The organism is Bordetella genomosp. 9, assembly GCF_002119725.1.
Classification (GTDB): domain Bacteria; phylum Pseudomonadota; class Gammaproteobacteria; order Burkholderiales; family Burkholderiaceae_B; genus Bordetella_C.
On the sequence record NZ_CP021109.1, the window covers coordinates 2,261,540 to 2,281,261 of the forward strand.

General features: G+C 67.1%; 19 protein-coding genes. 6 read left to right on the forward strand and 13 right to left on the reverse strand.

The window, feature by feature from the left end; translation table 11 throughout:
- Positions 1-2 precede the first annotated feature (2 nt).
- On the reverse strand, positions 3-1,145 hold the full coding sequence (locus tag CAL13_RS10490) for a mandelate racemase/muconate lactonizing enzyme family protein (protein ID WP_086072329.1): 1,143 nt from the start codon (positions 1,143-1,145) through the stop codon (positions 3-5).
- A 54-nt stretch (positions 1,146-1,199) separates the two neighbouring features.
- A complete protein-coding gene (locus CAL13_RS10495) occupies positions 1,200-2,162 on the reverse strand; it encodes a Bug family tripartite tricarboxylate transporter substrate binding protein (protein ID WP_086072330.1) in 963 nt (320 codons plus the stop codon).
- Positions 2,163-2,428: 266 nt separating this feature from the next.
- On the opposite strand from CAL13_RS10495, the gene CAL13_RS10500 reads away from it, so the two are divergent.
- The gene (locus tag CAL13_RS10500; protein ID WP_086057347.1) at positions 2,429-3,148 is read left to right on the forward strand and encodes a GntR family transcriptional regulator; all 720 of its coding nucleotides are present in this window, start codon (positions 2,429-2,431) and stop codon (positions 3,146-3,148) included.
- A gap of 28 nt (positions 3,149-3,176) precedes the next feature.
- Here CAL13_RS10500 and CAL13_RS10505 read toward each other — a convergent pair whose 3' ends face one another.
- The 9 genes from CAL13_RS10505 to CAL13_RS10545 form a co-directional block, all read right to left on the reverse strand.
- Positions 3,177-4,331, reverse strand: coding sequence for a mandelate racemase/muconate lactonizing enzyme family protein (locus tag CAL13_RS10505; protein WP_086072331.1), 1,155 nt, complete (start codon positions 4,329-4,331; stop codon positions 3,177-3,179).
- A gap of 28 nt (positions 4,332-4,359) precedes the next feature.
- Positions 4,360-5,982 (reverse strand): GMC family oxidoreductase, encoded by a 1,623-nt coding sequence (locus CAL13_RS10510; protein WP_086072332.1) that lies wholly within the window; start codon positions 5,980-5,982, stop codon positions 4,360-4,362.
- Positions 5,979-6,983, reverse strand: a complete 1,005-nt coding sequence (locus tag CAL13_RS10515) for an ABC transporter substrate-binding protein (RefSeq protein ID WP_086072333.1) — start codon at positions 6,981-6,983, stop codon at positions 5,979-5,981. The genes CAL13_RS10510 and CAL13_RS10515 overlap by 4 nt, the downstream gene beginning before the upstream one ends.
- Before the next feature lie 58 nt (positions 6,984-7,041).
- A complete protein-coding gene (locus CAL13_RS10520; RefSeq protein ID WP_086072334.1) occupies positions 7,042-7,884 on the reverse strand; it encodes an ABC transporter ATP-binding protein in 843 nt (280 codons plus the stop codon).
- A gap of 3 nt (positions 7,885-7,887) precedes the next feature.
- On the reverse strand, positions 7,888-8,667 hold the full coding sequence (locus CAL13_RS10525) for an ABC transporter permease (protein WP_086072335.1): 780 nt from the start codon (positions 8,665-8,667) through the stop codon (positions 7,888-7,890).
- A gap of 22 nt (positions 8,668-8,689) precedes the next feature.
- On the reverse strand, positions 8,690-9,445 hold the full coding sequence (locus CAL13_RS10530) for a GntR family transcriptional regulator (RefSeq protein ID WP_086072336.1): 756 nt from the start codon (positions 9,443-9,445) through the stop codon (positions 8,690-8,692).
- Positions 9,446-9,528: 83 nt separating this feature from the next.
- Positions 9,529-9,897, reverse strand: coding sequence for a TraR/DksA family transcriptional regulator (locus tag CAL13_RS10535; RefSeq protein WP_086059379.1), 369 nt, complete (start codon positions 9,895-9,897; stop codon positions 9,529-9,531).
- Between the two features lie 57 nt (positions 9,898-9,954).
- Positions 9,955-10,143, reverse strand: a complete 189-nt coding sequence (locus CAL13_RS10540; protein ID WP_157664448.1) for a hypothetical protein — start codon at positions 10,141-10,143, stop codon at positions 9,955-9,957.
- A 465-nt stretch (positions 10,144-10,608) separates the two neighbouring features.
- Positions 10,609-12,414, reverse strand: a complete 1,806-nt coding sequence (locus CAL13_RS10545) for a PHA/PHB synthase family protein (protein ID WP_086072337.1) — start codon at positions 12,412-12,414, stop codon at positions 10,609-10,611.
- A gap of 276 nt (positions 12,415-12,690) precedes the next feature.
- Here CAL13_RS10545 and phbB point away from each other — a divergent pair, with 276 nt between their 5' ends.
- From phbB to CAL13_RS10570, 5 genes are all read left to right on the forward strand, one after another.
- Positions 12,691-13,434, forward strand: a complete 744-nt coding sequence (gene phbB, locus CAL13_RS10550; RefSeq protein WP_086072338.1) for an acetoacetyl-CoA reductase — start codon at positions 12,691-12,693, stop codon at positions 13,432-13,434.
- Between the two features lie 139 nt (positions 13,435-13,573).
- A complete protein-coding gene (locus CAL13_RS10555; RefSeq protein WP_086072339.1) occupies positions 13,574-15,052 on the forward strand; it encodes a hybrid sensor histidine kinase/response regulator in 1,479 nt (492 codons plus the stop codon).
- A complete protein-coding gene (locus tag CAL13_RS10560; protein WP_086072340.1) occupies positions 15,042-15,683 on the forward strand; it encodes a response regulator in 642 nt (213 codons plus the stop codon). The genes CAL13_RS10555 and CAL13_RS10560 overlap by 11 nt, the downstream gene beginning before the upstream one ends.
- A gap of 150 nt (positions 15,684-15,833) precedes the next feature.
- A complete protein-coding gene (locus CAL13_RS10565; protein ID WP_198297948.1) occupies positions 15,834-16,607 on the forward strand; it encodes a helix-turn-helix domain-containing protein in 774 nt (257 codons plus the stop codon).
- Positions 16,608-16,695: 88 nt separating this feature from the next.
- Positions 16,696-18,126 carry a tetratricopeptide repeat protein gene (locus CAL13_RS10570; RefSeq protein WP_157664843.1) on the forward strand — a complete coding sequence of 477 codons (1,431 nt, stop codon included), beginning with the start codon at positions 16,696-16,698 and terminating at the stop codon, positions 18,124-18,126.
- Here the strand turns inward: CAL13_RS10570 and CAL13_RS10575 are convergent.
- Positions 18,104-18,772, reverse strand: a complete 669-nt coding sequence (locus tag CAL13_RS10575) for a phosphoribosyltransferase (protein WP_232462563.1) — start codon at positions 18,770-18,772, stop codon at positions 18,104-18,106. The genes CAL13_RS10570 and CAL13_RS10575 overlap by 23 nt on opposite strands.
- Positions 18,773-18,914: 142 nt before the next feature.
- Entirely contained in the window at positions 18,915-19,619 is a 705-nt protein-coding gene (locus tag CAL13_RS10580; protein ID WP_086072344.1) for a GntR family transcriptional regulator, read from the reverse strand.
- Positions 19,620-19,722: the final 103 nt, after the last annotated feature.

A 19,722-nucleotide genomic window follows, 5' to 3' on the forward strand; every position in this document is an offset into this window, starting at 1 on the left:
CCTCAGGCGACGCGATAGCGATCGAGCACGTCGCGCTTGACGTCGATGCCCAGCCCTGGGCCGGTGGGTATCTGCACGATGCCGTTGCGCTGCTCGATTGGCGTTGCCGTCAGCGTGTCCCGGAAGGGGTTTTCGCACTGCTCGAATTCCAGCAGCGGGGGCATGGGGCGGAAGCTCGGCGGCTGGTCGGGCAGCGCGGCCAGGAAGTGCAGCGTCGCGGCCAGGCCGATGGCCGATCCCCACGCATGGGGCACGCATTCGACGCCATGGGCGAGCGCCAGCGCGGCGATCTTGCGGCACTCGCTGATGCCGCCGGCGGCGCACACGTCCGGCTGCACGATGTCCATGGCCTTGCGCGCCACGATGTCGCGGAAACCCCAGCGGGTGAATTCGTTTTCGCCGCCCGCCACCGCGATGTCGAGCGCCCGCGATACTTCCACATAGCCGTCCAGGTCTTCCGGGGAAATCGGTTCCTCGAACCACTCCACGTCCAGGCGTTCGAGTTCGCGTCCCAGGCGGATCGCCGCAGGCACGGTAAAGCAGTGATTCGCATCGACCATGAGCCGCACGTCATCGCCCACGGCTTCGCGCACGGCGGCCACCCGCTGGATGTCCAGCTTGGGCGAGCCCAGGCCGATCTTCATCTTCACGGCCTTGAAACCCTGGCGCACGTAGTCCGCCGCTTCCTCCACCGCCTCTTCGATCAGACGGTCCATGTCGATGAAATACAGCCCCGTCGCATAGGCCTGGACTTCCGTCCGGTGCGCGCCGCCGATCAGTTTGTGCACCGGCTTGCCGCAGGCCTTGCCGATGATGTCCCACAGCGCGATGTCGATGCCGCTGAGTGCGGAAATCGCCATGCCCGTGTTGCCGTAGTCCTTGATCCGGTTGTACAGGTCTTCCCAGATCACTTCCACGTCGAAGGCATCGCGCCCGACGACGCGGGGCGCGTATTGCGATTCGATGTAGGCGCGCGCCACTTGGGCAGGCCCATAGCATTCGCCCCAGCCGACGACGCCGTCCGCCGTTTCGATCTCGACGATGCAGGACCCGCGCGTCTTGTACAGCCAGCCGCGGGAAGACGTGAAGGGCCGCTGCACGGGCGCCGCGACGACGTGGCAGGTGACTTTCTTGATGATGCTCATTGGTTTCCTCGAAAGAGATGCGCCGGCGCCGGTTCCTTCCGGCCTGGGCCGGCCTTAGTGCTTGAATACCTTGGTGGCGACGCTGTTCAGGGTCGTTTGCACGTCGCGCACTTCGGCGTCCAGGGCATCGCCGGTCAGGTCATCGACCAGGAAACCGTTTTGATCGCCGAAGGTTTTGAACTTGTCGCTCTGGATGGCGCGGGAGAAGATTTCGATCAGGCGGGCGCGCACATCGGGCGGGATCCCGGCGGGCGCGACCACGTAGGCCATCTGCACCAGCGGGCCGTAGGGATAGACGTCGTAGCCTTTTTCCTTGAACGTCGGCACGTCGGGATACACCTTCAGCCGCTCGTTGCCGAACACGCCGATGGGCTTCACGTAGCCGGCGTCGATCTGGCCCTTGCTTTCCGACGGCTTGAGCACCGCCGCCTGGATCTGCTTGCCGGCCAGGTCCGCGATGACGCGCGAGCCGCCGGGGTAAGGCACGTTCACATAGCCTACGCCGGCGGCGCGGGCCGTCATTTCGGCGAAGATGTGGTTCAGGTTGTTGGTGCCCGGCGTGCCGATGGACACCTTGCCCGGGTTCTTTTTCATCTCGGCCAGGAAATCCTCCAGCGTGGCGGGACCGTCCTTGGGCACCAGCAGCATCAGCGGATCCGTCGAGACCCGCGCGATATGCGTGAACTGTTCGTTGCGCAGCGTCGTCAGGTTCTGCGCGATCTGCGCCAGGGTGGAGCTGGTGCCCATGCCCACGACATAGCCGTCCGGCGGCGCGGATGCCACCTTGCCCAGGCCGATGGCGCCGGTCGCGCCCGGGGCGTTTTCGACGACAAGGGTGATCTTCTGCTGCTCGGCGACGATCTGCTGCAGCTCGCGCGCCGCGATGTCGTTCGAGCCGCCTGCGTTCCAGGGAATGATGAAACGGATGCTGCGTTCGGGAAAGGCGTCTTTGGCGGCGGCCGTGGAAATGGCGCAGACGCAGGCCAGTGCGGCCATCGTGCGGGATAGCAAGGACATGGGGTCTCCTCCGGTTGCAGGGGCGCCTGCCGGCGCATCGCGTGCCTCTCTGGGCGACGTCGTGCGGCCATACTATCATTCGTTATAACAAATAACAATGCTGGAAACGGGCCGCCGGTTGGGGCGGAAGACGGCATACGTGCGCCGTCCTACCCGGACGCGCCGGAAGGGGGAATCGGGCGTGCGAGGTCCGGCGCGCACTACGCACTGGCGGCGGGAATGCGAAAATGAGGCGTTTGGAGGAGCGAATGAAAGAAGGTGGGCAAATGCCTCAAGCGAAAGCCGCTGGCGCGGCCGCCGGTCCCAAGCCGGCCGCTTTACAGCCGATCGACCGCGGGACCCTTTGGGATCGCGCGTATGCGGCCTTGCGCGAGGCGCTGCTGACCGGGCGGTACGAGCCGGGACACCGCATCCTGCTGCGCGATATCGCCGCCGAGCTCGGGATCAGCCTGACGCCGGTGCGCGACGCGGTGAATCACCTGATTGCCGAACGCATCCTGCGGCGCGGCACGGGCGGGCAGGGCGGCGGCGCGGTGGTGCCAGAAGTGGACGCCGGCCAGCTGCGTCAATTGCTCATCATGCGCGCCGAGCTGGAAAGCCGCGCGGCGCATGAAGCTGCCGCGCACGTGACGCCCGCGGATCTCGAAACGCTGCGCGGATTGCTCGCGGACATGAAGCGGCTGATCGATGCCGACGGCCACCAGGGTTATCTGGACGTGCATCGCCGCTTCCATTTCCACATCTATGCGATGAGCGGGATGGATATCCTGGAGGACGCCATCGAAACGCTCTGGCTGCGCTGCGGGCCGGTGCTGAACCTGGTTCTGCCGGAATACGTGCCCTACCTAAAGCGCATGGACTACCACGCGGAAGCCGTGGCGGCGCTTGCCCGCGGCGACGCCGACGGCGCGGCGCACGCCATCCGCTGCGACATCCTGGAAGCCGGCCGCTACATCCAGGCCCTGCTGGACCGCGCGCAGGCCTGATTCGGCAGCGCCGCGGCGTCCGGGGCCGCTATTTTTGGACCAGGCGGCTGACGAGATAATCCTGCGCCGCCGCCAGATCGGGCTCGATGCCCAATCCCGGCGCGTCGGGCAGCGTGACCACGCCGTCGCGCGGCCGCAGGCAGCCGCCAGCGAAAAGATCGCGCAGGGGATTGGGATTGGAATCCACTTCCGCATAGCCGGAGCCGCCGGCCGCCGCCTTCAGGTGCAGCGAGGCGACCTGTCCCACGCCGCCGCCCAGCCAGTGCGGGCAGAACAGCCGGCCGCGGTCCATCGCCCGGCGCGCGACCGGCAGGCAGCCGCTGAACCCGCCCCATTTGCCCAGGTCGGGCTGGATCACTTGCAGCGCGCCGGCCGCGATGGCTTCGTCGAAGGCCGCGTCACCGCGCAGGTTTTCGCCGCCGGCCAGCGGAATCGGACTGGCCGCGGCCAGCTCGCGCCAGTCGTCCTGGCCGTGGTCGGCCGGGATGGGTTCTTCAAGCCATTGCGGAGCGAATTCGGCGAGCCGGCGGCTCATCTCGGTTGCGGCCGCGGGCGCCCAGGCCTGATTCGCATCCACCATCAGGGCGGTGTCCGGGCCGAATTGCGTGCGCAATGCACGCAGATTGGCCACATCGCGCTCGGCGCCGAAACCGACCTTCAGCTTGAAGGCGCGATACCCTTCCCGATGCTTCGCCTCGGCGAGCTTGCCGGGCTCGGTGGGATTCAGGCCCGAGGCATAGACGGCCACCGTCGATTGCCCTCCCAGCAGCCGCCACAGGGGTTGCCGCAGCCTGCGCGCGGCCAGATCCCACAGCGCCACATCCAGGCCGGCGGTGGCCTGCGCCAGCGTGCCCGGCTCGCCGCTCTGGATCGCCAGCACGCGCAATTGGACGTCCAGGGCCTGGAATGCCTGAGCGGGGCTCGCCCAGGATTTCCCCATGACCAGCGGCGCCACGCAACTGTCCAGCACCCGAGCGCGATGCTCCGCGCCCACGTTGGGGAAGTTGCACCAGATCTCCCCCCATCCGTGCGCGCCGTCGCGGTCCTCGATTCGAACGAGCACGGCCGGACGATCGCGCATGATGCCGAACGAGGTCTGCACCGGCTGGTCGATGGGTGCGCGAAACACAAAAGTCTCGATCTTGGCGATGGTGAAAGGGGTCGAGCCAGGCAGGGAATGCATAACGTGGGGCCTTGTGCGGAAAAGGGGGTCAAGCCGGATCGGCAAGCACGTGGTGCGCGCCTTTCTCGCCGATCATGATGGCGGCGGCGTTGGTATTGGCGGAAACCATGTCGGGCATGACGGAGGCGTCGATGACGCGCAGCCGCCGCACGCCGCGCACCTTCAGCGTGGGGTCCACGACCGAGCCCGCGTCGGAACCCATGCGGCAGGTGCCGACGGGATGGAAGACCGTGCCGCCCATCTTGCGCGCGAAGTCCACGATGTCGGCGCGGCTCGCGCGCTCGGCGCCCGGCAGCACCTCGGCTTCCACCAAGCCGGCGAAGGCCGGCTGCCGGTAGATGTCGCGCAGCATCTCCACCCCCGCCGCCAGGGTGTCGCGGTCGAGCGGCTCGCTGAGGTAACGGGTTTCGATGCGCGGGGCATCCAAAGGATCGGCGGAGCGGATGCGCAGCCGTCCCCGCGAGCTGGGCCGGCATTGGCAGGCGGACGCGGTGAAGCCCGGATAGTCGTGCAGCGGCGTGCCGGGCTTGTCCACCGAAAGCGGCATGACGTTGAACTGCATGTCGGCGCGGCCATCGCGGGCGTAGGGGGTGCTGGCAAAGCCGCCCACCTGGCCGGCGCCGACCGTCAGCGGGCCGCTGCGCTTGAACAGCCATTCCATGCCCATGGCCGCCAGGTGGTAGGGGTGGCGCACGTGGTTGTTCAGCGACATCTTTTTCTTCAAACGCACGATCGTGCGCGCCTGGTAATGGTCCTTCAGGTTTTCACCGACTTCCGGCGCATCGACGACCACCGGTATGTCCAGGCTGCGCAAAAGGTCGGCCGGCCCGATGCCCGATAGCTGCAGCAATTGCGGCGACTGGATGGAGCCGGCGCTCAGGATGACTTCGCGTTCGGCGCGCGTGCGTTGCACCGCGCCTTGGCGCACCCACTCGACACCCACTGCCTGTTCGCCTTCGAACAGGACGCGATTGACGTGCGCCTCGGTGACGACGGTCAGGTTCGGGCGCGCCATGACCGGCCGCAGGAATGCCACCGCGGCGCTCGACCGCCAGCCGTTGCGGATCGTCAGCTGGTATGCCCCGACGCCGTAATCCGTGGCGCCGTTGAAATCCCGGTTGTGCGGCAGCCCGAACTGCTGGCCGGCCTCGACCCAGGCCTGGCAATACGGATGGTCGTTCTTAAGATCGGACACGCCCAGTTCGCCGGAGCCGCCGTGATACTCGCTTTCCCCGCGCTCGTAGCCTTCCGAGCGCTTGAAGAACGGCAGCACGTCGCGGTAGCTCCATCCCTGAGCGCCCAGTCTTTCCCAGTCGTCGTAGTCCTGGTGCTGCCCGCGGATATACAGCAGGCCATTGATCGAGCTGGATCCGCCCAGCACGCGGCCGCGCGGCCAGACGATGTTGCGTCCGCCGGTGCCTTCGCAGGGCTCGGTATCGAACAGGCGCGAAAAACGCGTGTCGTAGATGGTCTTGAAGTAGCCCACCGGCAGGTGCAGCCAGAAATTGCGGTTGGCCTTGCCGGCCTCCAGCACCAGGACCTTGACGCCGGGATCGCGGGACAGCCGGTTGGCCAGTACGCAGCCGGCGGAGCCGGCGCCCACGATGATGTAGTCATAGGCGCCGGCCAATTGCGGATGCGCGGCGCTCATGCCTTGACCGTCTCCAGGTAAAGTTTGGGGTCGAAGTACTGCGAGGCCGGTACCGGGTTGGGGATGCTGGCGAACTCGACGAAAAAGTCGGTGACCTGCTGCAGCCATTTCGTCACCGTGCCGTCTTCGTACAGCTTGACCCATTGGCGCGAGTCGAACATCTTCTGCGCCTTGTACTGTTCCTTGATGTCCGAAAGCGGCACATTCGGGTAGTACTTCGTCTGCAGCAGCGCCAGGGCTTCGTCCGGGTGGGCGGTCATATAGTCGTTGGCCTGGACCCAGGCCTGGATGATGCGGGCCAGCGCGTCCTTGTTGCCGGCGTAGTAGTCGTTGCGCGCCGCCCAGCCGCCCACGATGGCGGCATCGGGATAGTAGGCCGACGCGTCCACCAGCATTCTTGCCGTCGGCACGCGGTTGCGCACCGCGATGTTGAAGGGCACCCACAAGGCCACGGCCGGCACCGCCTTGGAAATGAACGCGGAGGTCGCGTCCTGCATGCGCTGGTTGACGATCTGCACGTCCTTGCGCGGATCGATGCCGGCCGCGCGCAGCGCCTTGTCCAGGAACACGTGAGCCGTGGTGCCGGTGGTGGTGGATATCTTCTTTCCCTTCAGGTCGGCGATGCTGTTGATTCCCATGTCCGGATGCACCCAGAGCTGCGCCGTGGCGAACTCCACGTCGTTGATCAGGAAGACCTTGCCCTGGCCGCGCGCCGGAAAGTTCGACATGACCGCGCCGGTGCTCAGCACGTCGATGCTGCCGCCGCTCATGGCCTGGAACAGCTCCAGGCCCGTCTGGAACTGGATGAATTCCGGGTCCAGGCCGGCTTTCTTCCACAGGCCCATATGGTCGGCCAGCCACAACTGGCCGTCGACGGCCAGCGTGTGCAGATAACCCACCTTGATCCTGCGCGGCGTCTGGGCATGGACCAGCGGCGCGTATGGAGCGGCGATGGCCGCGGCGCCCGCGGCGGCCATCTGTATGAAGGCGCGTCGTTTCATGTCTGTCTCCTGGTGGCTTTCGTTTTATGCGTTGTGCGTCGTGGGGATGTCGCTTCGGTCAGCCGGCGGCCGCCGGCCGCGCCTGGGCCTCCTGCGCCGCGTATTCGCGCATCACGGAATCGTGGATGCGCGCCCGCAGCGCATTGAATTCCGGCGTTTCCTGCAGACCGCGCCGGCGCGGATAGGGGAAGGGGATATCGACCACTTCGCGGATGCGCGATGGCCGCGCCGAAATGACCAGCACCTTGTTCGACAGGTAGACCGCCTCTTCGACCGAATGCGTGATCAGCAGCACGGTTTTGCCTTCCGCATGCAGCACGTCCAGCAGCAGGTCGTGCATGGCGCTGCGGGTTTGCGCATCCAGGGCGCCGAAGGGCTCGTCCATCAGCACGAATTCGGGGTGCACGGCATAGGTGCGGGCCAGCGCCAGCCGCTGGCGCATGCCGCCCGACAGGGTCTTGGGATAGGCCTTGCGAAAGTCGGCCAGCCCCATGCGGTGCAGGTAGCGCTGGACGATCTCCTTTTTCTCTGCCGCCCCCAGGCGGGCGTTGTGTTTCAGGTTCAGCCCGAAGGCGATGTTCTGCTCCACGGTCAGCCAGGGAAAAACGCCGTACTCCTGGAACATCACCCCGCGGTCCGGACCCGGCCCTTCGATGGGTTTGCCGTCCAGCCGCACTTCGCCGCGTGTGGGCTTGACGAAGCCCGCCGCCATGTTCATGAGCGTGGTCTTGCCGCAGCCAGAGGGCCCCACCAGGGAAACGAAGTCGCCCTGGTTCACGGAAAACGTCATGTCCTGCACCACGTCCAGCAGTCCCTGCGGCGTGCGGAACTGCATGGACACGTTCTCGAACCGGATGCGCTCCCGGGGGGCGCGGACGGACGACTGATGGATCGCGTGCATCGATCAGCCCTCCGCCTTGTCCTGCCAGCTGACCAGCCGCCGCGACACGGCGCGCAAGGCCAGATCCATCAACAAGGCGAGCGCGCCGATGCAGATGATGCCCAGATAGATGGTGCGCAGGTCGAAGAAAGCCGAGGCGTTCTGGATCATGGCGCCCAGGCCCTGCTGCGCGGCCACCAGTTCCGAGGCGACCAGCGTGGCCCATGCCACGCCCAGCGCCACGCGCAGCGCCGTCAGCATGTGGGGCACGGCCATCGGCACCATGACCTTCAGGAAGATTTCCATATCCGTGGCGCCCAGGGTGCGGGCCACGCGGACATAGACGGGGCTGATCTGCGTCATGCCTTCGTACATGACGATGACGGCGGCAAAGAACGAGGCATAGAAAAGAATCGCGATCTTGGCCAGCTCGCCGATGCCCAGGTACACGATGACCAGCGGGATCAGCGCAATGGGCGGCAGCGCCCGGAAGAAGTTGATGAGCGGATCGATGAAGCGGCGCACCGGCGCGTACCAGCCGATCAGGAAGCCCACCGGCACGGCCGCAAGCATGCCCAGCAGCAGGCCGGCCAGCACGCGCTGCACCGACATCACGATGTTCATCAGCAGCTCGCCTGCCGTCAGGCGGCTCCAGAACGTCTGCAGGACTTCGAGCGGCGAAGGCAGCAGCGCGGGATTGATCAGCCCCGAGGTGCGCAGCGCCGTCCAGGCCAGGATCAAAAATACGAAAGGGAGAAGGGCCCAGCCGATGCCGGCGGCGGGGCGGGTGCTGCTTCTTGCCATGGGTTGTCTCCTCGGTGTGTTCTCATGGTTTTTGCCCGCCCCGCATCAGGTCGGTTTCTATCTGGATCATCTGGGCCGGATACTGGATGTGCGCGTAATAGACGATGCGGCCGTTCTGATCCACCAGAGTCCGGCAGACATCGGCGATGGGGTCGCTGACGCCGATGCCCAGATGCGCCGCGGTGTCCTCGTCGGACACCGTGATGCGCATGATCTGCCTTGCGCCGGCGATGGTGATGTCCTTGCGCGCCGCCAGTTGCGGCACCACGGTGGCCCGCCTGAACGCCTGCGGGTCGGAGTCGAAAATGGCCTTGTCCAGGAAGATCTCGATCAGGCAGTACGGCACGTCGTTGTGGTAGTGCACCCGGCGCAGGCGGTGATAGGCCGGTCCGACCTTTCCGAAGGGAAAAGCCGGCACCAGGGGATGCGCCGCCTGGTCGATGTGCAGCAGGCGGATCTTCAGGCTGGCGACCGTCTCGACCAGCTCGTCAAACGTATTCGGCAGCTTGAACCAGCGCTGCGCGGACAGGTCCTTCGCCACGAAAGTGCCGCGCCCGCGCGTGCGCCGGACGATGCCGGTCTCCTCCAATTGGTTCAGCGCGGCGCGCAGGGTGATGCGCGATACGCCGTATTCGGCCTCGAGTTCGTCCAGGGTCGGGATCTGGCTTCCGTAGGGCCAGGCCTGGCTTTCGATCTTCTGGCGCATCAGGCTGGCGACCTGCAGGTACAGCGGCACGCGGCTGCGGCGCAGCACGGACGCCGCGGCGGCATTGTTCATAAAGTCATATATTCAAGCACAATGCGGCCATTCTAATGCCTGCCGCGCGCGCGGCTACGGTGGTTTTCCCTGAGGCGGGCGGATCAGGCGCGGCGCGTCGCCTCGGCGATGGCCTGGCAGGCCGCGCACCGGATCGCCGCGGGCTGCGCGAACAGCCGGCCCTGAGGAATGGCGGCCTGGCAATCGACGCAGATGCCGTATTCGCCGTGCGCCAGACGGGTCAGCGCGCGTTCGACGTCGGCCAGGGTATGGCGGTCGATCTCCATTTCGGCCCAGCGCACTTCTTCCTGTCGCAGCGGCTCGGCCAGGTCGGCGCGATCGCGCGGCTCCGGCCCGGAAGGCAACGCGGCGTCCATGCCGGCCTCGCTCTGGATTTCCTGCAGCGCGCGCGCCCGGATTTCGCGGAGTCTGCGGCCAAGGGCGTCGAGTTCCGCGGACGATAAATGCGACATGCCTTTCTCCAGCCGGTCCACCCATTCTCCGCCTTGGGGGTGCGTCGCCGGGTCGTGTCAGTGGAGCGCCGGATATTCCAGCGCGTGCTCTTCAGCCAGGCCGCGCTCGGCGTCATAGGCCTCCCGCAACATGCGTTCGGCGGTTTCCAGGGCCTTGATCGCGTCCTCCACGGGGACGCCCGAACCGAGCACGACGTGAATGATCATCGCGGCCGAGCGTGCGATATCGTAGGGTTCCGCGGACATTGCCTTCCTCCTTTGGGTCATGCGCAGCGGCCGCAACCGCGCGGTGCCGCCCATGCCTGTCATTGGCTGGTCGCCTGTAATGGCATGACTTGCATCTTCCGCACCTTCGGGCGCCGTTCTTTGATCTGAATCAATCCGGGTGGATGAGACCAGGTCCGTCCTAGGGCGGGACGGCGGTGCTAGATCATTGGTAGCCATCCGGCGCCGCATGTCGTTGACCGCCGCCATGTCCCGACTCCAGGTACCGGATGGTGCACGCAAGGAAATTCCTCGCGGTGGGCGACAGGCGGATGTAGGTGTCCTCCGGTATGGCGAAAGCCGGCCCGCGCCGAAGACCGGCCGCCGGGTTCGCCGCAGGCGCGCCCCATGGGCGGGGGCGGGTCAACGGTGCTTCATGCTTTTCCATCTTCGATCCTCCTTGCGGTTTGCCTGCCGGGCGCGTTTTTGCGGTAGCCGCGCCGCGGTCTATTGCTCCATGACGTATCTGCCGGGCGCGGCGCACAGCGCCGTCTCAGGGGGGTAGTCGGGCGGCGGCCCTTTCTGGCCGGAGTGCCGGCATAGCCACGCTTCCCAATGCGGCCACCAGGATCCTTCGACGACCGGCGTGCGGGCCAGCCATTCGGACGGCGGCAGGTACGGGTCGCCCTGATGCCGCAGGGCCGACCGGAAATGCCGGTTCGGCCGCCCCGGTTCGCTGACGATGCCCACGTTATGGCCGCCGGAGCAGAGCACGAACGTCAGGTCCCTGTGGTTCAGCAGATGCAGCTTGTAGACGGACTGCCACGGCGAGATGTGATCCCGTTCCGTGGCCACCGCCAGCATGGGCACGCGGATATCGGCCAGCGCCACCGGCTCGCCTTCCACGCAAAGCCGGCCGGCCGCTAGATCGTTGTTCAGGTAAAGCCAGCGCAGCGTCTCGCTGTGCAGCCGATAGGGCAACCGGGTGGTGTCGGCGTTCCAGGCCATCAGATCGGAGATCGGGCGCTGACGGCCGAGCAGGTAGTCGCGCACCAGCCGCGACCAGATCAGGTCGCGCGAGTTGAGCAGTTGGAATACGCCGGCCAGTTGCCGGCCATCCAGATAGCCTTGCTGCCACATCAGGGCGTCCAGGCACGCCACACCGCCAGGACTGATGAACAGGCCCAGTTCTCCGGGTTCGTCGAAGTCGGTCTGCGTGGTCAGCAGCGTCAGACTGCGCAGCCCCGGCCGCCGCTCGCGGCGGGCCAGCGCCGCCGCGCCGGCAGCAAGCAGCGTCCCGCCCAGGCAATAGCCCACGCCGTGAACGCGCCGGCCGCCGCATGCCTGTGAAACCTGTTCCAGCGCGGTGAACAGGCCGTCGCGCAGATAGCGGTCCATCCCCCAGTCGCGCGCTTCTTCATGCGGGTTCTTCCAGGAGATCGCATAAACCGTATGGCCGCTCTGAACCAGATAGCGCACCAGGGAATTGTGCTCCGACAGGTCCAGGATGTAGTACTTGAGCAGCCAGGAGGGGACGATGAGTACGGGTTCGCGCCAGGTTTGCGGCGTGGCGGGCGCGTACAGAATGAGTTCGAAGAGCTGATTGCGATAGACGACCGCGCCCGGCGTGGCCGCGACTTCGCGTCCCACGCGATAGACGTCGCGGCGGCTGGCCGACGCGCCGGGCGCGCAGCCCGCGGCCGTATCGCAGGCGTCGCCATAAAAGCGGCGCGCGCCCTGCAGCAGATTGAAGCCCCGGGTTTCCGCGATGGCCTCCAGGACTTCGGGGTTCGCGAACCAGAAGTTGCTGGGCGACAGCGTATCCAGCCACTGGCGCCCCATGAAGTTCACCACGCGCTGGTGATGGGGCGCGGCGCCGCTGACGTCCTGCGTGGCCGCATCCCAGCACGCCTCGGCGCGCTGGAAGGCGGATCGCCACAGCGTGTAGGGCCAGCGGTTCCAATCGGGATGATCGAAGCGCGGGTCGGGCCGGCGGCGGCCGTTCGCGGCGGGCGCCGCACCGTCCGGTCCGGCCTGCAGCGCGGTTTGCAAAAGGGAAAGCTGCTTGCCGGGTGAAATCGCCAGATGCATGGCCCAATCGGCCCAATCCAGGCAGACGGCCAGCGGCGAGACGCCGCCCGACGCGCGCGCAACGGCTGCGTGGCTCAGACGATCCCACCCGCGCCATGGCGGCTCGGACGATGCCGGCGCGCAGGATGGCGCGGATGGCGCGGCGGTAGGCGGCGGCATGGGCGCGCCGGCCGCCGCGCCGGCCGGGCTTGCATCGTTCGGTGTCGCTGCACGCTTGGACATGGACCTGCCTTGGTCATCCCGCATTCGTTCGCGGCATGATGGGACCATCCTATGCCGCTTGCCCGGCCACGCTTTGATGTAGCGCAAGTCCGCGGCATGCGGGCATCTCGCCGCCTGCGCATTGACGCGCGTCAAGCGCCTCTCGGGACGATCGGTCTAGGCTCGCCGAATGGATGTATGCCTTCGCAGAAAGGCGTACCGATAGGCGCCGGCAACGAACGGCGTACCGCGGTCCCGCCGTCCGGCGCGGCCCGTCAGGCAAAGGAGGAAAGGATCATGGACAACAGAATCGCGTTGATCACGGGCGGCATGGGCGGACTCGGTGAGGCCATCGTGGCGCGTTTCCATCGCCGCGGGTATCGGATCGTGGTCACCATGTCGCCCGAGAACCATCGCGCGCCGGAGTGGATGGAATCGCGCCGCCGCGAAGGCGTCGACGTCGCGGCCTATCCCGCCGACGTGGCGGATTACGGCAGCTGCCGGGACTGCGTCCATCGCATACGTGAAGAAGTCGGCCCGGTGGATATTCTGGTCAACAACGCCGGCGTCACCCGCGATGCGTCCTTGCGGAAGATGGCGCAGGCCGACTGGGAGCGCGTGGTGCGGACCAACCTGGACTCGGTGTTCAACATGACCCAGCCCGTGCTCGATGGCATGGCGGCGCGCCGCTGGGGCCGCATCATCAATATTTCGTCGGTCAACGGGCAGCGCGGCCAGTTCGGCCAGGCCAACTACGCGGCGGCGAAGGCCGGGATGCACGGCTTCACCATGTCGCTCGCATTGGAGATGGCGCGGCATGGCGTGACGGTGAATACGGTGTCTCCCGGCTATCTCGCGACCCGGATGGTGACCGCCATGCCAAAGGAGGTACTGGAGACGAAGATATTGCCGACGATCCCGCTGGGCCGCCTGGGCGAACCCGACGAGATCGCCGCTTTGGTCGACTTCATTGCATCGGATGAGGCGGCGTACATCACCGGCGCGAATTTCGCGGTCAACGGCGGGCTGCATATGCAGTAGGGGACAGGCGGCCAAAGCCCGCTTAGAATCCAAAGCGTCGCTTCATGCTGCACGACGCGCCACGTCGAAGTGCGCGGTTTCCGCATGTTCACCGGCATGGCGCGCGAATCCACGGAGCGCACAAGCACGAGGGCCCGCCATGGCCGAAACGCGCGTCCGCATATTGCTCGTCCAGAACGATGCCGGGGAGCGCATCGCCTGCAGGCGCGCATTTGCCGCGGAGCCGGGACCAACGGTGGAAATAACGGAAGCGGGGACCCTTCAGGAGGCCTTGCGGCATATCCGCACCGGGGATTTTCATGCGGTGCTGGCCGACAGCCGGCTGCCGGACGGCACCGGGCTGGACCTGCTCGTCTCGCTGGCCGATGCCGGCGGCGAAGTCGCGCTTCCCGTACTCGTGCTGACCGCGGACGACAACCCCGATGCCGTCGCGACGCTCATGCGTCATGGCGCGCGCGACCACCTGCACAAAGACCCGGACGGCCGCTATCTGCTGGCCTTGCCAGCGGCAGTGGAGCGCTTGTTGCGCGGCCAGCAGCTGCTGGAAGAAAAGCGGCAGGCCGAAGCGATGTTCCGCACGCTGGTCGAGCAGATCCAGGCGATCTGCTACGTGCGCGAACTGGGCCAGGGCCGCCTGCGCTACATCAGCCCGCAGGTGCGCTGCCTGGGTTTTTCGGCCGAGGAATGGCTGGCCGATCCCGCGCTGGCGCTGCAGCGGATCCACCCTGCGGACCGGTCGCGCGCGGCTGCGGCCATTGCGCGCAGCGCGGCCCAGGGCAGTTCGCTGCGGCTGGAATACCGGCTGGTCGCCCGGGATGGGCGGGAATGCTGGTTCCGGGACGAGGCGGAAGTCGTGTCCGATGCCGCCGGCCGCAAGCTGTTCCTGCAGGGCATCCTGGTCGACATCTCGCGGAACAAGCTGACCGAGGCCGCGTTAAGGGAATCGCGCGAGGCGCTGCGGCGCCTGGCCGCGCATCAGGAGAGCATCAAGGAAAGCGAGCGCAAACGCATCGCGCAGGAAATCCACGACGAGCTGGGCGGCTTGCTGACCGGCATCAAGGCGCATGTCTCGGTATCCATCGAACGCGCCGCCCAGGCCGGCACGCCGCCGGATCCGCTGCTTGCCGAGGCCGCGCGGCTGACGGAGGACGCCATCCAGTCGGTGCGGCGCGTGATCAACGACCTGCGTCCAAGCGTGCTCGACCAGTTGGGGGTATGGGAAGCCATCGAGTGGTATGCCGGCCAGATCGAAGCGCGGTTCGGGCTGGCGTGCGACTGCATCATCGCGCCGACGGCCATGGCGGTGCACCTGGATCCGGACCGCAGCACCATGCTGTTCCGCATCGTGCAGGAATCCTTGACCAATGTTGTGCGGCATGCCGACGCATCGCTGGTATCGGTGTACGCGGCCGCCAGGGATGGCGTGATCACCGTGGAGATTGCCGACGACGGCAAAGGGTTCGCGGCCGGCCAGGCGACGGACCGCCATTCCTGGGGCATCCAGGGCATGCAGGAACGCACGCGGCACTTCGGCGGGCAGCTGACCGTGTCCAGCGTCGTGGGGCAGGGGACCCGCGTGACGCTGCGACTGCCCTTGGAGAACGGCAATGGCGGGTGAAACCATCGATGTGCTGCTCGTGGACGACCATACGGTGGTGCGCAACGGCTTGCGCCTGATGCTGAGTTCGGCCACGGACATCCGTGTGGCGGCCGAGGCGGAGGACGCCCAGCAGGCGATGGAGCGCGTGCGTGCGCAGCGCTTCGACGTGGCGCTGATCGACATCGCCATGCCGGGCAGGAACGGGCTGGAGCTGCTGCAATGGCTGCGGGCGGAAACGCCGCACCTGGCCGTCCTGGTGTTGAGCACTTATGCCGAGGATATCTACGCCGTGCGCGCGTTGAAGCTGGGCGCGGCCGGCTATCTGACCAAGGACAGCCCGACGGCGGTGCTCATCGCCGCGGTGCGCAAGGCTGCTGCGGGCGGCAAGTACGTCAGCCCGGCGCTGATGGAGCGCTTCGCCACCATGATGAGCGGCGCGCCGGCCGCCACGCACGAATCGCTGTCCAATCGGGAGCTTGAGGTGCTCAAGCGCATCGCCAAGGGCGAAAGCCTGACGGCTATCGCCGACGCCCTGCATCTGAGCCCCAAGACGGTCACGACCTACCGTGCCCGCATCATGGAGAAGATGGGCCTGCACAGCAATGCGGAGCTGGCGCGCTATGCCGCCGAAAACGGCTTGCTGGCGTAGGCGATTCCCTACACAAACTGTCCCGGAAATCCCGATACCAGCGCCGGAGGGCGTTGCGCAGAATGGATGCGTGCCGCTCGCGCGGGCGCAGGGCCGCGTGCGTCCCATGCGAGCGATAAAGAGAACGTTTGCTTCCGAGGAGCGCGTGTTATGGACAGTTCCCCCAACCCTACCGTTCCTCTCGCCGATCTGATTCCCGATCTCGGTCCGTGGCTGGATCGCGATGACCCTGCCGCCGCCCAATATCGCGCCCCGTGCATCGGCTGCGGCGCGCGCCGGCTGTGCCAGGGCGCGATGCTGGGATGCAGCACGCCATCGTTGCGCGACTTCCACGTCGGCGCCCGCAAAGTGCGCGCCGGTGAAGCGATCTACCGCGCCGGCGATGTGTTCCGCAATCTGTACATCCCGCGGGCGGGCGCCTGCAAGAGCGTGCGGCTGCATCGGGACGGCCGCCAGCAGATCACCGGTTTCAGCCTGGGCGGCGAATGCCTGGGCATGGACGGCATCGCCAGCGGCCGTCACGAGATCGACGCCATTGCGCTGGAAGACATGGTGGTGTGCGTGCTGCCTTACCACGAGATCGAGACCGTGGCCGACGAGGTGAGCGATGTCCGCCGCGGTTTGGAACGGATACTCAGCAAGGAAATCGTGCGGGTCTCTTCGCTGCTCATGCTGATGGGGCATCTCAGCGCGGAAGAGCGCATCGCGGCCTTTCTGTGCGATCTGGCGGAGCGTTATGCGGCGCGCGGGTATACGACGCTGTCGTTCACCTTGCCGATGAGCCGCGAAGAGATTGGCTCGCATCTGGGCATGAAGCTGGAAACGGTAAGCCGCATGCTGTCCCGGCTGCAACAACGCGGCCTGATCGAACTGCACGGCAAGGACGTGCGCGTCCTGGATCTGGCCGCGCTGAAACAGGTGTAGGCCGCCGCGGTCATTCTCAGATGTCCGTAAGCCGCCGCTCGCTATGCTCGCCGCTTCGCGCGAGCGCGCATCCGGCTTCACCCGTTTCATGGCGAGCACACTCCAGGCGGAATCCGCCGCCCAGCCGGGCGGTGAGCAGTGGTTGTCCCTGGGACGCGCGCTGACGGCGGCGGGCAGGGCGCGCGAGGCCATCGCGCTGCTGCAGCGCGCCGCAGCCGAATCGCCGCTGGACGTGGACGTGTACCGTGCCCTGGCCGCCGCCCTGCAGGCGGACGGTCAGCAGGCCGATGCGGCGTCCGCCCGCATCGCGGTGGATGCGATTTCGCGCCGTTGCGCCGTGGACCTTTATCACGTGGGATGGGTATATGCCAACCACCGCCAATGGGCCGCTGCGGGCCACTGGTTCGAGCGCGCCATCCTGATCGAGCCCGGCCTTTTCGCGGCGCATATCGGGCTGGCGTGGGCGCTGCGGCAGTTGGACAAGCTGGCCGGGACGTCGACGTGCCGGGCCTATCGCCGCCTGCCCGCCTTCATGCAGGCCAGGTCCGCGCCAGGGCGCCGCACGGTGCTGCTGCTGTGTTCCGTCGCCATGGCGAACATTCCCTTCAGGCATTTCCTGCCCACGGCCCGCAACCGGCTGCTGCGCCGGGTGCTGGATGACCCGTCGGCCAAGCCGCGCGGCCGCGAGGCGCGCCATGACGTGGTGTTCAACGTCATCGGCGAGCCCGATCTCGCCGCGCCGAGCCGGCAGGCGCTGGCCCGGATCGCGCAGAGCAGCGACCGTCCGCTGCTGAATCCGCCGGCGCGCGTGGACCGCACCTTCCGGCCGGCCATCGCGTCCTTGCTCGGCGGGATCCCGCACCTGTGCATACCTGTGACCGTGCGGTGGCGGCGCGACGCCGCCGCAGGCGGGGTGCATGACGCGATCGGGCGCGCTGGTTTGGGCTATCCCGTCATCGCGCGGCCCATCGGCTCGCATGGGGGCGAAGGCGTCGTGCTGATCGCCGGCGCGCACGACCGCCAGCCACCTCCGGATGCCGCGGAGGTGTATCTGACGCGCTATTGCGATTACCGGTCCGCGGACGGCTTTTTCCGCAAGTACCGCGTGATCTTCATCGACCGCGAGCCATATCCTTATCACCTCGCTATCGGCAGCCATTGGCTGCTGCACTACGCGACGGCGGACATGTTGTCCGCGTCATGGAAAACCGAGGAAGAGCATCGCTTCCTGCGCGATCCCGCAGCCGTCCTGGGGCGGCGCGCATGGGATGCGCTGCATGCCGTCGGCCGGCGCATGGACCTGGATTACTGCGGCATCGACTTCTCGCTGCTGCCGGACGGCCGGGTGCTGGTCTTCGAAGCCAACGCGACCATGCTGGCGCGCATCGAACCGGAAGACGACGCGCTGCGGTTCAAGAACGCGTATGTGCAGCGCATCCACGACGCCGTCGAAACGATGCTTGCCAAAAGGGTGGCGGCGCAGGGAGCGCGCCGCCTCACCCGGGATGACGCGCTTTGACGCGCACCGGAAAGCGTTCCAGCGCGTCCGCGACCTCCTGGTCGCTGACCTGGTGGAAGTCCTCGTAGAACTTGCCGATGGCATGAAAGGCGTCCGGCGTCAGCAGGCAGATGACGCGGTCGGCTTCCGCGCGCAACGCCGCCACCGCCGCCGGCGGCGCGACCGGCACGGCGAGGGTGATGGAATGCGGCTGCCGCGCGGCCACGCTGCGCAGGGCGGCCTTGATCGTCGCGCCCGTGGCGATGCCGTCGTCGACCAGAATGATGTCGCGGCCTTCCAGCGGCGCGCGCGGACGGTCGCCCAGATAGCGCTGGCGCCGCCGCTCGATTTCCGTCAGCTCATGGCTATACACCGCATCGAATTCGTCTTCCGAGATGCCCGCGACGCTGATGATGGTGTCGTTGCGGACCACTTCGGGCGAAGCGCCTTCGGCGGCGGCTCCCATGGCGAGTTCGGGCTGGCTCGGCACGCCGATCTTGCGTGCGATGAGCAGGTCCAGCGGCGCGCCCAGCGCCGCCGCGATTTCCGCAGCCACCGGCACGCCGCCGCGGGGCAGGGCAAGCACCACCGGTTGCTGCAGGCCGCAGGCGGCCAGGACCTTCGCGAGCCGGATGCCCGCATCGGTGCGATTTGCGAATCGGCTCACGGTTTGTCTCCCGGCGCGCAAGGGCGCGGCCCCCGCTGCGCGATACTCGCGATTGCCGCGGCGCGACAAGCCCATCTTAGTCAATTGCGGCGTGAAATCCGCGCGGGGTTTCCCGTATGGAGAGCCCGGCAGCGTTCTGCCGCTACGTCGCGATCCGCACGTAATCCGGGTAACGCTTGCAGATGTCGTCGATCTGGTTGAGGGTGCCGGACAGATGTTCGCGCAAGGCCGCCTGGGCGGCGGCGGCATCGCGCGCGGCGATGGCGTCGAGGATGCGCTGGTGATCCTGCAGGATGCGCTGGGCCTTGCCGGCTTCCGGCAGGTGCAGCCGGCGCAGGCGGTCGACGTGGCCGCTGTAGCGCTGCTCCAGCTCCCACAGGCCGGCGACGCCGGCCGCTTCGTGCATCTCGCGGTGAAAGGCCTGATCGGCGGCGATGAATTGCGGATACTGGTTCGCGTCCAGGCTGGCGCGCTGCATATCGATATGGGCCTGCAGACGGGCGGCCAGCAACGCATCGTCGCGCTGCGCCAGGACGTGCACGATCTCCAGTTCGAGCGAGCGCCGCAGGAAGTGCGCCTGCCGTGCGGCCGCGATGTCGATGCGGCTGACTTCGGTGGTGTGCTGCGGAAAGATGTCGACCAGGCCTTCCTCGCTCAGGCGCAACAGGGCGTCCCGGATGGGCGTCTGGCTCAGGCCGAACGCTTCCGCGAGCTCGGGCCGCGGCAGCACGGTGCCCGGCGCGAGTTCCAGCGACACGATCAGTTCGCGCAGCTTTTCGAAGACCTGGGGCGCCGCGTGGCGCGAACGGTCCAGGCGCAGCGAAGATAAAGCTTCCGACAGGGACATAAGGCGAGTAGGGATATCCGGACCGCGATTGTAGCGAGGACGTTGCGTTGACATACTAATACATTAGTGTTTCAATGCCACCGAGACAAAGCCCTGCCGGTCC

Bases quoted from the DNA above. Each gene is read 5' to 3' on its own strand.
- CAL13_RS10490 (WP_086072329.1), bottom strand. From the start codon at position 1,145: ATGAGCATCATCAAGAAAGTCACCTGCCACGTCGTCGCGGCGCCCGTG.
- CAL13_RS10495 (WP_086072330.1), bottom strand. From the start codon at position 2,162: ATGTCCTTGCTATCCCGCACGATGGCCGCACTGGCCTGCGTCTGCGCC.
- CAL13_RS10500 (WP_086057347.1), top strand. From the start codon at position 2,429: ATGCCTCAAGCGAAAGCCGCTGGCGCGGCCGCCGGTCCCAAGCCGGCC.
- CAL13_RS10505 (WP_086072331.1), bottom strand. From the start codon at position 4,331: ATGCATTCCCTGCCTGGCTCGACCCCTTTCACCATCGCCAAGATCGAG.
- CAL13_RS10510 (WP_086072332.1), bottom strand. From the start codon at position 5,982: ATGAGCGCCGCGCATCCGCAATTGGCCGGCGCCTATGACTACATCATC.
- CAL13_RS10515 (WP_086072333.1), bottom strand. From the start codon at position 6,983: ATGAAACGACGCGCCTTCATACAGATGGCCGCCGCGGGCGCCGCGGCC.
- CAL13_RS10520 (WP_086072334.1), bottom strand. From the start codon at position 7,884: ATGCACGCGATCCATCAGTCGTCCGTCCGCGCCCCCCGGGAGCGCATC.
- CAL13_RS10525 (WP_086072335.1), bottom strand. From the start codon at position 8,667: ATGGCAAGAAGCAGCACCCGCCCCGCCGCCGGCATCGGCTGGGCCCTT.
- CAL13_RS10530 (WP_086072336.1), bottom strand. From the start codon at position 9,445: ATGAACAATGCCGCCGCGGCGTCCGTGCTGCGCCGCAGCCGCGTGCCG.
- CAL13_RS10535 (WP_086059379.1), bottom strand. From the start codon at position 9,897: ATGTCGCATTTATCGTCCGCGGAACTCGACGCCCTTGGCCGCAGACTC.
- CAL13_RS10540 (WP_157664448.1), bottom strand. From the start codon at position 10,143: ATGTCCGCGGAACCCTACGATATCGCACGCTCGGCCGCGATGATCATT.
- CAL13_RS10545 (WP_086072337.1), bottom strand. From the start codon at position 12,414: ATGTCCAAGCGTGCAGCGACACCGAACGATGCAAGCCCGGCCGGCGCG.
- phbB (WP_086072338.1), top strand. From the start codon at position 12,691: ATGGACAACAGAATCGCGTTGATCACGGGCGGCATGGGCGGACTCGGT.
- CAL13_RS10555 (WP_086072339.1), top strand. From the start codon at position 13,574: ATGGCCGAAACGCGCGTCCGCATATTGCTCGTCCAGAACGATGCCGGG.
- CAL13_RS10560 (WP_086072340.1), top strand. From the start codon at position 15,042: ATGGCGGGTGAAACCATCGATGTGCTGCTCGTGGACGACCATACGGTG.
- CAL13_RS10565 (WP_198297948.1), top strand. From the start codon at position 15,834: ATGGACAGTTCCCCCAACCCTACCGTTCCTCTCGCCGATCTGATTCCC.
- CAL13_RS10570 (WP_157664843.1), top strand. From the start codon at position 16,696: ATGGCGAGCACACTCCAGGCGGAATCCGCCGCCCAGCCGGGCGGTGAG.
- CAL13_RS10580 (WP_086072344.1), bottom strand. From the start codon at position 19,619: ATGTCCCTGTCGGAAGCTTTATCTTCGCTGCGCCTGGACCGTTCGCGC.